The sequence below is a fragment of the Rothia sp. HMSC064F07 genome (genome assembly GCF_001837265.1).
Classification (GTDB): domain Bacteria; phylum Actinomycetota; class Actinomycetes; order Actinomycetales; family Micrococcaceae; genus Rothia; species Rothia mucilaginosa.
The window spans coordinates 51,166-64,573 of sequence record NZ_KV831921.1; the positions used below are offsets into that span (position 1 = coordinate 51,166).

The window sequence follows — 13,408 nt, forward strand, 5'->3', positions numbered from 1 at the left end:
TTCCGCTTTGTAGCGCCTGACTAAGGGTTATCGAGACCTTCATTAAGGCAATAAAAAAGCGGTGGCAACTAGTGTGTTTGTGTGGGAGTTTTGCTAGAATTTAGGGGACGCGACTTGTCCACTACCGGGTGAGCCGTTCACATCCTTGACATCTCATAAGGAGAACAATTCATGGCTGTTATTACCGCAGTTCACGCACGCCAGATCCTGGATTCCCGTGGCAACCCGACCGTTGAGGTTGAGGTTCTGCTCGAAGACGGTGCTTTCGCACGCGCAGCTGTGCCCTCGGGCGCATCCACCGGTGAGTGGGAAGCTGTTGAGCGCCGCGATGGCGACAAGTCCGTATACCTGGGCAAGGGCGTTCTGGGTGCAGTGAAGTCTGTTATCGAAGAAATCGCTGAAGAGGTCATCGGCATTGAGGCTTCCGACCAGCGCGCTGTTGACGCAGCCATGATTGCTCTGGATGCAACTAACAACAAGGGCAAGCTGGGCGCAAACGCAATTCTGGGTGTCTCCCTGGCTGTTGCTAAGGCTGCTGCTGAGTCCGCTGACCTGCCCCTGTACAAGTACCTCGGCGGCCCGAACGCTCACGTTCTGCCCGTCCCCATGATGAACATCCTCAACGGTGGTTCTCACGCAGACTCCAACGTTGACATCCAGGAGTTCATGATTGCTCCCATCGGCTTCGACAACTACTCTGACGCTCTGCGCGCAGGTGTTGAGGTTTACCACTCCCTGAAGTCCGTGCTGCACGACCGCGGCCTGGCAACCGGCCTGGGCGACGAGGGTGGCTTCGCACCTAACCTGGAGTCCAACGCAGCTGCACTGGACCTGATCGTTGAGGCAATCGAGAAGGCTGGCTACAAGCCGGGCGAGCAGGTTGCACTGGCACTGGACGTTGCATCCTCCGAGTTCTACAACGACGGTGCATACGAGTTCGAGGGCCAGAAGAAGTCCGCAGCTGAGATGAGCGCATACTACGCTGACCTCGTTGCAAAGTACCCCCTGGTTTCCATCGAGGATCCCCTGGACGAGAACGACTGGGAGGGCTACAAGACCCTGACCGAGCAGATCGGTGACAAGGTCCAGATCGTCGGTGACGACCTGTTCGTGACCAACCCCGAGCGTCTGGCTCGCGGTATCGAAGAGGGCGCAGCTAACGCTCTGCTCGTGAAGGTGAACCAGATTGGTTCGCTGACCGAGACCCTCGACGCAATGGAGCTGGCACAGCGCCACGAGTACCGTTGCATGGTTTCTCACCGTTCCGGTGAGACCGAGGACGTCACCATCGCTGACCTGGCTGTTGCAACCAACGCTGGCCAGATCAAGACCGGTGCTCCCGCACGTTCCGAGCGCGTTGCTAAGTACAACCAGCTGCTGCGCATCGAGGAAGAGCTGGGCGAGGCAGCTGTCTACGCTGGCAAGTCCGCATTCCCCCGCTTCAAGGCATAAGTTACTGAAGCATCCGACCGCGTGAGCGGTTAGACGTCAGGGAGGCGGTGCTACCCCGTAGGGGAGTGGCACCGCCTCCTTCTCTGTGTGCGGTCTATCAGCTCAGGTATGCCGTGGCAGGGTAGAATGTATCGCTTGCAACATAGAGCTGGGGAAGCTCTCTGAACCCGGTAGAATATGAAGGAAGCGTTTAGCGGTACAGAACGGAACGAAGGATAGAGCAATGAGCCAGCGAGCAAACAAGCAGACCCGGTCGCACTCTACGAGTTCCACTGCACCCGCTCAGGGCGCTACCGCCTCCAATGCGCCGCGTGGCGCCGCGAAGGAAGCTGGCACCTCCCTGATGAAGAAGGCTAGTGCCCTTTTCTTCGGTGTGGGTTTGAACCAGCGTCACCCTGAGCGTGAACGTCAGGCGCAGGCTCGCCGTGAGGAGCGTGCCCGCCGCCGCGCCGCTGCCCAGCAGGGCAGCGAAGAGGGCGGATACGACGCCCCCGTGGCGGCTCATATGTTCTCCGGTCGTAGCTTCCTGACCGCTGTTGTGGTGGGCGTGATTGCGCTCGGTACCGCATACCCGGTGGTCACCTACATTGACCAGGATCGGGAAATCAAGCAGATCAACGCGCACATTTCCCAGTTGCAACAGGAGAACGCCCAGCTGAAGGCGGAGCAGACCTGGTGGAACGACGACAACTATGTTCGCCAGCAGGCACGTAGCCGCCTCTACTATGTGAACCCCGGCGACACCCCCTACGTGGTTACCGGCATTACCGAGGACTCCACGAAGGCGGACGGTACTTCTGCGAATGCGAAGAACGCCCCCGAGGAAGCCTGGACTACCAAGGTTTGGAATTCTCTCGAGAAGAACTAGCCCCAGCTGCCGGCAGTAACCCTGCCCGTGCAGACACCCGGCACAAGTGGACGAGGCGACCCCTCGTTCCAGAAACTTAGGATTATGAGCACCGAAAACACCATTGAAGAGCTGAAGGCACGCACCCCCGGCGGCTTCGGCGTAACTGTTGAAACCCTGACCCCCACCGAGCAGGACATCCGTGTTCTCTCCGCGCAGCTGGGCCGTAAGGTCCGCGACGTGATTGAGATTCCGGCACGCTGCGTGTGCGGTAACCCGCTCGTGGCTGCTACCGCGCCGCGCCTGAGCAACGGCACCCCCTTCCCGACCGTTTTCTACCTGGCGCATCCGGTGATTACCGCTGCGGCTTCCCGCCTGGAGGCGGGCGGTCTGATGTACGAGATGACCGACTCGCTCGCTGAGGATGCGGACCTGGCGGCACAGTACGCTGCTGCACACGAGAACTACCTGGCTGAGCGTGAGCGCATCCGCCTGATCAGCGGCACCGAAGAGGTCCCGGAGATTGACGGCATCTCTGCCGGCGGCATGCCGACCCGCGTGAAGTGCCTGCACGCCGTTATCGGCCACACCCTGTCGGTGGGTCGCGGCGTGAACCCGATGGGTGACCGCGGTCTGGACGCTATCGCCGAGTGGTGGACCCCCGAGGTCTGCTCCTGCGACCCTGCGTGGCGTGAAGAAGCCTAAATATTGATTCTGGTGCGCCCGCATCGTCGTCAGCGACGGTGCGGGCGCATAATAGATAGAAGAAAGAGCGCCGAAAAGCGAAAATTTTTCGCCTGCGGCGCTCGCGTTGCCTTTGGCACTGATTGGTATTGAAGACCTGAAAGGAACCCACCGTGCGCGTTGGTGCGATTGACTGCGGTACGAACTCTATTCGCCTGCTGATTGCTGATTCCACTACTGAGGTGGTGGACGGGGTCGAGAAGACCGTCCTGAAGGACGTTGTGCGTGAGATGCGCATTGTGCGTCTGGGTCAGGGCGTGGACGCGACCGGCTGGCTGGCGCAGGAGGCGCTGGACCGTACTTTCGCTGCGGCTCGTGAGTATGCGCAGCTGCTGAAGGAGCACGGCGCTGATTCGGTGCGTTTTGTGGCGACCAGTGCGACTCGCGATGCGGGTAACCGTCAGGTGTTCGTGGATGGTATCCGCGAGATTCTGGGTATTGAGCCCGAGGTGATCAGCGGTGATGAGGAAGCTGCTCTGTCCTTCGCTGGTGCGGTGCGCGCTGTCGGTTACGGCGACGGTGACACCCTGGTGTTTGACCTGGGCGGCGGTTCGACTGAGTTCGTGCTCGGCGACGAGTCGGGTGTGAAGGCTTCCCGCAGCGTCAATATTGGTTGTGTGCGCCTGACTGAGCGTCACATGATGAGCGCCCCGTCCACTGACTCGCAGATTGCCCGCGTTGAGGCTGATACTGACGAGGCTCTCGAGGTGGCACGTAAGACTGTGCCCCTGCAGGATGCGCGCCGCGTGGTGGCTGTGGCTGGTACCGCAACCACTGTGGCTGCTGCCGCGCTGGGTCTGGACCGTTATGACTCTGAAGCTATTAACGCTCAGAGCTTCTCCGTAGAGACCGTTCAGAAGACTGCCCGCTGGTTGGCTTCGCTGAGCCGTACTGAGCGTGAGGAGCTCGGCTACATGCACCCCGGTCGGGTGGATGTGATTGGTGCCGGCGCGACGATTTACGCCCGTATCCTGACCCGTCTGAATGAGATGACTGATGGCGCCGTGGATTCGGTGACCGTCAGTGAGCACGACATTCTGGACGGTATCGCTCTGTCCCAGCTGTAGGCTTGAGCGCTCGCGCCGTGAACCAACGGTGATTCACGGCGCGGCTCAGCTTGAGGAGTTTTAATGGTTCGTTCTGAGCGTCGGCGAGGTATGCCCCTGACCGGCTGGTCTTTTGCGCCGTCTTTCGCCTGTGCGTCTCGTGTATTTGGTGTGCGCGCCTCGGTTGGTTCTGACCGAGGCGCTACTCGCCGCATTCGTAAGGTTGCAGCTTTGGGTGCCAGTGCCGCGTTGACTCTTCTGCCGTTGTGGACTCCGATGGCGCCTGTTGCCTGGGCGACGGACCCGACCCCTTCTGCTTCGCCGAGCCCGAAGAGGGAGGTGACGGCGACTCCTTCACCGTCGGCTACTGCGGTGCCGAAGACTTCCGCAACTCCGAGTAAGGGCACGTCGACCACGAATGGTGATGATGTTCGTCAGCGTGAGTATTGGCTGAACGAGTACGGTATTACGTCCTTGTGGTCGCAGGCTACGGGTAAGGGCGTGACGGTTGCTGTGATTGATACGGGCGTGGACGGTACCCACCCGGATCTTGAGGGTAATGTTCTGCGTGGTTATGATGCCTCGGGCGTGGGCAGCGAGGACGGCTGGAAGGGCCTGGGTGCTGAGCCGATGCACGGCACGGAGGTCGCTTCTCTCATTGCAGGTCACGGCCACGATACGCAGGGCTATTCTGCGATTGCGGGTCAGCCGGGTAAGCCGACCGGTGTGATTGGTGTGGCTCCCGAGGCGAAGATTCTGCCGATTTCGCTGAATATGGGTACGACCGGCGGTAAGAGTATTGATGAGCAGATCCCGGCGGCGGTGCGTTATGCAGTCGACCACGGGGCTCAGATTATTAACATGTCGATTGGCTCGAATAAGACGAGCTGGCCGCAGAGCTGGGATGAGGCGTTTGCCTATGCGGAGCAGAAGGGCGTGCTGATTGTTGCGGCTGCGGGTAACCGCGGTAGCGGCTTGACGCAGGTTGGTGCTCCGGCGACGATTCCTGGCGTGTTGACGGTGGGCGGTATTGACCGGAATAAACAGGTTTCTGAGGGCTCGTCGACTCAGGGTATTTCGATTGCTGTGGTTGCTCCGAGTACGGATATGATTGCGGCTGCTCCGGGTAATGGGTACATGATTTGGTCGGGTTCTTCGGCTGCTGCTCCGTTGGTGACGGGTGTTGCTGCTTTGTTGAAGCAGAAGTATCCGAAGGAGTCGGCGGCTCAGCTGGTCCAACGTTTGATTGCTTCGGCTGATGATGCTGGTGTGACGGGCCGTGACCCTTTGTATGGTTACGGTATTTTCAATCCGCAGGATGCGATGGCTTTGGCGGCGCCTACGGTGACGGCGAATCCGTTGGGTTCGATTTCTGAGTGGATTGCGGTGCACCGTAAGCAGCAGGTGAGTGAGCCGATTCCGAGTGATGCTGCGCCGGTCCATGAGGAGGGCGAGAGCATTGTGAAGGCGGCTGCGCCGGATGCGCGTCGTCCTCCGGAGGATCGTGGCTGGTTGCCGCCGGTAATTTTGGCGGCGCTGACGTTGTGGCTGACGATTATTACGGCTGGTTCGGTGCATCGTTTGCATAGGATGCATGTGAGCGCGGGGCAGGCTGCGCGGATGGCTCGTGAGATGGCGCATCATCCGGGTGCTCATCACGGAAAGAGTCGTGTTTCAAAGGGGTCGCAGCGGGGTGCCCGGAGGGGGACTCGTTAGGGTTCTTGTGAGTCTGGGGTGCCGGTGTTTTTCTTCTCTGCGGAGACTTCTCCTGTTCGCCCGGGGCTGACTTTTGAGCTGGTCCCGGGCTTTGTTCTTTGAGATCTGGCTTGAGACGGCGGAACACCCCAATAAACGAAAATATCGAATATGTTGCGCAAAAAACGGAAAGGGTATTTTTGACTGTAACCCGCATCACGAGATGAACTCTGTTCATATCTTCAAAACTTTTAACTTAGGCTCAGCTCAAAGGGACCATAGGTGCGAAATTACCTAAACAAAGGCGTAAAATAAAAGACAACAGGTATGTGATAGACAGGCTCGTGCTGCTAGCCACTTCGCGTTGCGCAAGGACTTCCAGAGCGAGCCGCTTTGTTCGTCAGGGGAGCTTTCGGAACGACCCGAAAGTTGCACATACCACCCTACCGGGGCTACCGAACCTCGGTACCTAAAGACTAGGAAGTAACAAAATGGCATTCACTAAGGTGGCACAGGACCGTCCTCGCGTCCTGATCGTCGGTGGCGGCTACGTCGGCTTCACCGTTGCTAAGAAGATCCAGAAGGCTATCAAGGAGACCGGTGGCGTTGTCACCATCGTCGAGCCGAACCCCTACATGACTTACCAGCCCTTCCTCCCCGAGGTTGCGGCAGGTTCCATGGAAGGTCGTAACGCAACTGTGCCGCTGCGTCAGCACCTGCGCGACACCGAGCTGATTCCCGGCCGCGTTGTCTCCATCGACCACGCAGAGCGCACCGCTGTAGTTGAGCCCACCGACAACGGTGAGCCCTTCGAGCTGAAGTACGACGAGATTGTACTCGGTGCAGGCGCAGTGACCCGTGCATTCCCGATTCCGGGTCTGGCAGAGGTTGCTATCGGTCTGAAGACCATTGAAGAGGCAGTCTCCGTTCGTAACTGGGTTCTGGACCGCATCGAGGTCGCATCCATGCTGTCCGACGCTGAGGCACGCCGCCGCGCCCTGACCTTCGTCATCGTTGGTGGTGGCTTCGCTGGCGTTGAGACCATCTCCGAGCTCGAGGACATGGCACGCGTTGCTGTCGAGCGCAACGAGCGTCTCTCCGTTTCCGACCTGCACTTCGTCATGGTCGAGGCTGCACCGCGCATCATGCCCGAGGTCCCCGCAGACCGTGCAGAGAAGGTTGTTGCAGAGTTGCGTGCACGCGGCATCGAGATCCTGCTGAACACCTCCCTCTCTGACGCAACCGACGGCAACCTGCAGCTGATCAACATGGCTGACAAGTCCCCCGCAGGCGAGATTAAGACCGACACCCTGATTTGGACCGCAGGTGTGGCAGCATCCCCGATGCTGAAGAACACCGACTTCCCGATTGACGAGCGCGGCCGCGTTCGCGTGAGCGCAGACCTGCGCGTCACCGGCGACGACGGTGTGGTCGAGGGCGCTTGGGCAGCAGGCGACAACGCAGCTGTTCCGGATCTCTCCGGTGGCGGCGTGGGTGGCTTCTGCGTTCCCAACGCTCAGCACGCTTCCCGCCAGGCTGTTGTTCTGGCTAAGAACCTGCTGGCTGCTCGCCGCGGCGAGCCCCTGACCGACTACTACCACGAGACCATCGGTGTTGTGGCAGGTCTGGGTCTGTGGAAGGGCGTTGCAAACTTCAAGGGCAAGACCATTGGCGGCCCGCTGGCATGGATCATGCACCGCGGCTACCACGGCTCTGCAATCCCCACCACCGAGCGTACCGTTCGCGTTATGACCACCTGGGCTCTGAACCAGATTTTCGGTCGCGACACCTCCTCGATTCGCCACCAGCGCTCCCCGCGCCTGGCATTCCAGGAAGCAACCGGTACTGCACCGGCACGCCAGAAGGCAAAGCTCTAAAATAGCCTGACTTAGGGGTATGCCCCCTGAGATAGCGCACTTGAGATAAAGCAAAGGGCGGTGTGGAAGACTTTAGTCTTCTGCACCGCCCATTTTGCGCCTAGGTTTTTGTGTCTGGGTTTTTGTGTCTGGGCGCGTGCGGGCCGTCTAGCTTAGCCGCCCACCTGTGCTTTTGCATGGTGATTGCTGCGGCTGAGCGCGGGGAACCGTTTGAAATGTGTTTCCGCTTAGGTTCGGGTGCGTTTTCGTGGAATAATAGGTGTTTGTGCCCCGACGTATACGGGGTGCGCCCCCATAGTCCAATTGGCAGAGACAGAGGACTTAAAATCCTTGTGTTCTGGGTTCGAGTCCCAGTGGGGGCACTGCGTAGACACGCGTAGGTGCAGATAGGCGGCGGCTCTTCCCGTGGGGGAGGGGCCGCCGCTTGTGTGTCTGAGGGTTTACATGTCTGGGGTGTGGTGTTTGGAGTTTAAAAGGCGATGCCCCCGACCAGTTCGGTTGCCATGGGGATGCCCACCTGCTCGAAGGAAGCGATGGTACCCGTGGGCTCCACTCTCAAAAACGCCCGCATACCGTCTTCCGGAGCTCAAAAACGTGAGACCCTAGAAGAGACGCAGCCACAGATGCACCCCAGCCTGAATGGGGCAGCAGAGTCAGAAAGGCACAGCATGCAGACTATACCCTCCATCATTGCTGTCGATATGGACGGCACCTTCCTCACCGACTCCAAAACTTTCGACACCGAACGTTTCTCGCGCATCCTATCCCGCCTGCAGGCGCAGGGAATTCACTTTGTTGTGGCGAGCGGAAACACCTACGCCAAGCTGCGGGACTATATGCGTGGCTTTGAAGGGCGAGGTCTTACCTATATTGCTGAAAATGGGGCATACCTTGCTGATGAGAGCGGTCAGCTTGCCGTGCATCCCTTTGTGGAAGAGGATGTGCCGCGCATCATTGAGATAGTCCAGGGGCTGGATCAGATTGGTTTGCTGGTCTGCACTACCGAGGGTATCTACCTGCCTAAGGACCGCTGTGACCAGATTGTGCACATGATTCGCGGCTATTTTGAAGACACCGGTCAGGAGCTTCCCGAAACCCTCACCTTGGAGGACTTTGCGGCGTTCTTCTTCCCCGGCTCGGTCATGGTTGACTCTATTGAAGATTTTGAGGGTGCACCCATCAAGTTCCCGCTGCTGACCCCGCCGAAGCAGACGCAGCAGCTGAGCGTCTACCTGCGTGAGGCTCTTCCGCAGACCGTCACCCCGATGGTGAGTGGCTTCGGCGCCATTGACCTGGTGCGTACCGGTGTCAACAAGGCGACCGGTCTGAAGGACCTATGCGAGCGTCTGAACGCCGACCCGGCGGGCATTCTTGCCTTCGGTGACGGTGAGAACGACATGGAGATGCTCCGCTACGCGGGCTGGGGCGTTGCTATGTCTAACGCCCCGGAGGTTGTGCGAAATGCTGCTGACGAGGTGATTGGCTCGAACGAGGAACAGGCAGTTCTGGAGTATCTGGAGCAGCTCCTTGACCGTTTGGAAGCTTCGCAATAGACGCTTCACCAAGAGACGCGCAGAAGCGTTTGCGTGCGGGGCGGTGCGGACCTGGGTGAACCTCAGGTAAACACCGCCCTGAAATATTCTGGCAAAGCTGCTAGAAGCCCCTGCTGGTAACGAACAGCGCCCGTGAGCGCAGAATCTATCCGATAGAATTAACAGAATTAGTTTTGTACCCGTTTAAGGAGAGCATGATGGCGGGAAACCCGCTTCTGAATTCGATGACGAAGAATGTCACTCAGGGTGACTCTCGTTTCGGTCGCTTTGGTGCACAGCCTCAGCAGACCAGCCAGCAGGCGCAGTACGGTCAGCAGCAGACCTACGGCCAGTACGGTCAGCAGCAGTATGACCAGCAGGGCTACGGTCAGAATGCTTACGGCCAGCCCCAGTATGGTCAGCAGGCGCAGTACGGCCAGCAGCCCTATGGTCAGCAGTATGGCCAGCCCCAGTACGGTCAGCAGGCACAGTACGGCCAGCCGTACGGTGAGGCTGACTACGGCGTAGCAACCCCCACCTACTCGGAGCCCATCCCCGCAGGTGAGCGTCTGACCATGAACGATGTCATGGTTAAGACCGGCATCAACCTGGGCCTGGTCGCTGTCGGTGCCGCTGTTGCATGGAATGCACCGGTGCTGATGCTCCTGGGCCTGGTTGGTGGTCTGGTCCTGGGTCTGGTGAACTCCTTCAAGAAGAAGGTTTCCCCGATTCTGGTCATGACCTACGCGCTTATGGAAGGTCTGCTGCTCGGTGGCCTGTCCGCTGTTGTGGATATGCGCTACCCCGGCGTGGCAATTCAGGCGGTTCTGGCAACCCTCGTGGTGGCAGGTACCACCCTGGCTCTGTTCGCAAATGGCAAGCTGCGCGCAACTCCTAAGCTCAACAAGATTTTCATGATTGGCGCTATTGGTTACCTGGTGTACGGCCTCATCTCGATCCTGGGCGCGGGTATCTTCGGTTCCGCACTGGGTAGCGTGAGCCTCTTCGGTATTCCCCTGGGTCTGATTGTTGGCCTGTTCGCTGTTGCGCTGGCAACCTACTCGCTGCTGCTGGACTTCACCACCACCTCCGAAGCTGTGGAGGCGGGCCTGCCCGAGCGTGAGTCCTGGCGCCTTGCTTTCGGCCTGACCGCTTCTCTGGTCTGGCTGTACGTTGAGATCCTGCGTGTTCTCATGTACCTGGCAAGCATCTTTAGCAACGACTAAAGCTCACTTTGAGGCGGCGGTACCGTGATGGTGCCGCCGCCTTTGCCGCTTTACTTCCCTGCTGTATCGAGGCGCGGGGGAGAGCACACAATAACAACACCACACCGCCTCCGATGGGGTAGCTGAAGCTGCCCCTCACGAGTGCGACACCGATAACGATTTGGAGACACCGTGAAAATTACACCTGTTGCAGAAGAGCATGTAGCCGAGGAGGAGCGCGGCTACCGGGTTCCTTTTGCCATGGAAGTTGCCGGTGCTTGGGCGTGGCGCATCATTATGATTGCCGGTGCCGGCTGGATTCTTTGGAAGGGTCTGGGGCACGTCTCCCTGCTGGTTATTTCTCTTCTGGTGGCTCTGCTTCTGGCGGCTCTGTTGAGCCCCGCCGTGATGCTTCTGCGTAAGAAAGGTGTTCGTGCCGGTGGCGCGGCGGCTATTGCCGAAATCGGTATGATTCTGGTGCTCGCCGGTATTATTTCGCTGACCGGTCAGCAGATTCTGCGTGGTTTTGTGTCCATGGCGGATAAGGCGGTGCAGGGCTACCAGCAGCTGATTGGTTGGCTGAAGAACCTCGGCTACGAGTTCGGTGCCGACCAGATGAACCAGCTGTTGGATCAGATGGAGAGCGCTGTAACCAATAACCCCAGCTCCGTGCTGCACGGTGTATCTCAGGTGGGTTCGACTGCGGCTGAGGTTGCGACCGGTACCCTGCTGACCCTGTTTACCCTGGTTTTCTTCCTGATGGAGGGTGAGCGTATCTGGCTGTTCGTCACTCGCCTCTTCCCGAAGGACGCGCGTGCCGCAGTCAACGGTGCGGGTCGCGCGGGTTGGAAGTCCCTGGGTGCGTACGTGCGCGTTCAGATTCTGGTGGCGGCTATTGACGCTATCGGCATCGGTATTGGTGCCGCAATTCTGGGTGTTCCGCTGGCTATCCCGCTGGGTGTGTTGGTCTTCCTCGGTTCTTTCGTTCCGGTGATTGGTGCCCTCATTTCCGGTGCTGTGGCTGTGCTGCTGGCGCTGGTTGCTCTGGGTCCGGTGCAGGCGCTGATTATGCTCGGTATTGTTCTGCTGGTTCAGCAGCTCGAATCCCACATTCTGCAGCCGCTCATTATGGGTAAGGCTGTCTCCCTGCACCCGCTGGCTGTTATTTTCTCGGTAGCTGGTGGCTCCATGATTTTTGGTGCGGTGGGTGCTCTGTTCGCCGTGCCGACTCTGGCTGTGGTCAACGCGGTGGTGCGTTACCTGGCGAATCGTGACTGGGAGAAGGAGGCGCCTCGTGAGGAGGAGTTCCTCTTCCCGCATGAGTTGGAGCGCCGTAAGAAGGCTGAAGAGTCTGAAAAGGCGAAGGAAGCTAAGACTTACGAAAGCTCTGAAGAATCTAAGGAATCTGAGAAGGCTTAGAACTCAAGTCAATGTGACTAACCGCGGGCTAGACGCTCGCACATCACCTAGAGTAGGGGCTGTTTCTGCACTATCTGTTGAGAGTGTAGGGGCAGCCCCTGCTTTATGCCTGTGCATCCTCTAGAATGGAGTGTGCACTGTGCCACCGCGCGTCTTTCAGCGTGCGTGGCTAGGTGCCGCCAGAATACGTACCATCAGAATGGAAACCTCGTGAGCGTAGATCTCGACTCCCTGCCCGTGACCCTCACCGACATTGAACGTGCCGCAGAGCTGCTCGAAGGCGTTATTGAACGCACCCCCGTCGCTCATTCGCGTGCGCTGAGCCAGCGCCTCGGTTCAGAGGTTTTCTTTAAGTGCGAGAACTTGCAGCGTGCCGGTTCCTTCAAGGTGCGCGGTGCGTACGTGCGCATGGCGAAGCTCTCCGAGGAGGAGAAGAAGCGTGGCGTTGTGGCGGCGAGCGCGGGTAACCATGCGCAGGGTGTGGCTCTGGCGGCTGACCGTCTGGGCATTAAGGCTCGTATTTACATGCCGCTGGGTGCGGCGCTGCCGAAGATTACCGCGACCCGTGATCACGGCGCTGAGGTTGAGCTGCACGGCGTGACCGTGGATGAGGCTCTGGCGGAGGCGAAGCGCTACGCCGAAGAGACCGGCGCGGTGTTCGTGCACCCCTTCGACAATGAAGACATTATTGCCGGTCAGGGCACGATCGGTCTGGAAATCCTGGAGCAGGTTCCGGATGTTGACACCGTGATTGTGGGTGTTGGCGGCGGCGGTCTGTTGGCTGGCCTGTCCGCTGCTATCCGCGCGAAGGAGCAGAAGCTCGGCAAGAAAATCAAGATTATTGGTGTTCAGGCGGAGCACGCGGCGGCGTACCCGCTATCGCTGGCTGCGGATGCTCTGGTGCCGCTGAAAAAGGTTTCCACCATCGCTGACGGTATTGCGGTGGGCCGCCCCGGCCAGATGCCTTTCTCCATCATCAAGGAGCTGGTGGATGACGTGGCGACCGTGAGTGAAGACGATATCGCGCGCGCCCTCATCTTCCTGATGGAGCGTAACAAGCTTGTGGTGGAGCCTGCCGGTTCGGTACCCGTGGCGGCGCTGATGAACGGCAAGCTGAAGGAAGAGTACGGCGACCTGGGCACGGTCGTGTGTGTGCTCTCCGGCGGCAATATTGACCCGATGCTGATGCTGAAGGTGATTCAGCGCGGTCTGTCTGCGGCTGGCCGCTACATGACCGTGAAGATGATGCTTTCTGACCGCCCGGGTGAGCTGGCGACCATCTCCCGCATCATCTCTGAGAACGACGCGAACGTGACCGGTGTGGACCACACCCGCGTGGGTGGCTCGCTCTCCATGGGTGACGTGTCGATTACGATCGATATGGAGACCAAGGGTGTGGAGCACTGCCGCCAGGTTATTTCTGCCCTGGAGGATGAGGGCTTCAAGCCAATCATCGTCTACTAAGCCGATATATTTATTAGCTGACGAGCTGTAATAGGTGCGCCTGCGACTTATCGGCAGAACGCAAGAATAGACAAAAAAACAGTGCGGGGTGCTGACCGTTATAGTCAGCACCCCGCACTGTTTGTTT

The 13,408-nt window shown here is 59.1% G+C and carries 10 protein-coding genes and 1 tRNA gene; all 11 read left to right on the plus strand.

Annotation, left to right across the window (positions count from 1 at the left end; all coding sequences use genetic code 11):
* The first annotated feature begins 171 nt into the window (after positions 1 to 171).
* Positions 172 to 1,452 (plus strand): phosphopyruvate hydratase, encoded by a 1,281-nt coding sequence (gene eno / locus HMPREF2712_RS00910; protein WP_005506838.1) that lies wholly within the window; start codon positions 172 to 174, stop codon positions 1,450 to 1,452.
* Between the two features lie 223 nt (positions 1,453 to 1,675).
* Positions 1,676 to 2,320, plus strand: a complete 645-nt coding sequence (locus HMPREF2712_RS00915) for a septum formation initiator family protein (RefSeq protein ID WP_070819022.1) — start codon at positions 1,676 to 1,678, stop codon at positions 2,318 to 2,320.
* A gap of 84 nt (positions 2,321 to 2,404) precedes the next feature.
* Positions 2,405 to 3,004 carry a DUF501 domain-containing protein gene (locus HMPREF2712_RS00920; protein WP_049341514.1) on the plus strand — a complete coding sequence of 200 codons (600 nt, stop codon included), beginning with the start codon at positions 2,405 to 2,407 and terminating at the stop codon, positions 3,002 to 3,004.
* A 152-nt stretch (positions 3,005 to 3,156) separates the two neighbouring features.
* The gene (locus HMPREF2712_RS00925; RefSeq protein WP_005508954.1) at positions 3,157 to 4,110 is read left to right on the plus strand and encodes a Ppx/GppA phosphatase family protein; all 954 of its coding nucleotides are present in this window, start codon (positions 3,157 to 3,159) and stop codon (positions 4,108 to 4,110) included.
* 63 nt (positions 4,111 to 4,173) lie between these two features.
* Positions 4,174 to 5,805, plus strand: a complete 1,632-nt coding sequence (locus tag HMPREF2712_RS00930) for a S8 family peptidase (RefSeq protein WP_070614688.1) — start codon at positions 4,174 to 4,176, stop codon at positions 5,803 to 5,805.
* Between the two features lie 470 nt (positions 5,806 to 6,275).
* Positions 6,276 to 7,661 (plus strand): NAD(P)/FAD-dependent oxidoreductase, encoded by a 1,386-nt coding sequence (locus tag HMPREF2712_RS00935; protein WP_070614686.1) that lies wholly within the window; start codon positions 6,276 to 6,278, stop codon positions 7,659 to 7,661.
* Positions 7,662 to 7,949: 288 nt separating this feature from the next.
* A tRNA-Leu gene (locus HMPREF2712_RS00940) sits at positions 7,950 to 8,023 on the plus strand.
* Between the two features lie 306 nt (positions 8,024 to 8,329).
* Complete coding sequence (locus HMPREF2712_RS00945; protein WP_083309134.1) at positions 8,330 to 9,214, plus strand: Cof-type HAD-IIB family hydrolase; 885 nt, start codon at positions 8,330 to 8,332, stop codon at positions 9,212 to 9,214.
* 197 nt (positions 9,215 to 9,411) lie between these two features.
* Positions 9,412 to 10,419 (plus strand): Bax inhibitor-1/YccA family protein, encoded by a 1,008-nt coding sequence (locus HMPREF2712_RS00950; protein ID WP_070614683.1) that lies wholly within the window; start codon positions 9,412 to 9,414, stop codon positions 10,417 to 10,419.
* Positions 10,420 to 10,590: 171 nt separating this feature from the next.
* The gene (locus HMPREF2712_RS00955) at positions 10,591 to 11,817 is read left to right on the plus strand and encodes an AI-2E family transporter (protein ID WP_049338706.1); all 1,227 of its coding nucleotides are present in this window, start codon (positions 10,591 to 10,593) and stop codon (positions 11,815 to 11,817) included.
* 210 nt (positions 11,818 to 12,027) lie between these two features.
* Positions 12,028 to 13,281, plus strand: coding sequence for a threonine ammonia-lyase (gene ilvA, locus HMPREF2712_RS00960; RefSeq protein WP_005506856.1), 1,254 nt, complete (start codon positions 12,028 to 12,030; stop codon positions 13,279 to 13,281).
* The last annotated feature ends 127 nt before the right edge of the window (positions 13,282 to 13,408 follow it).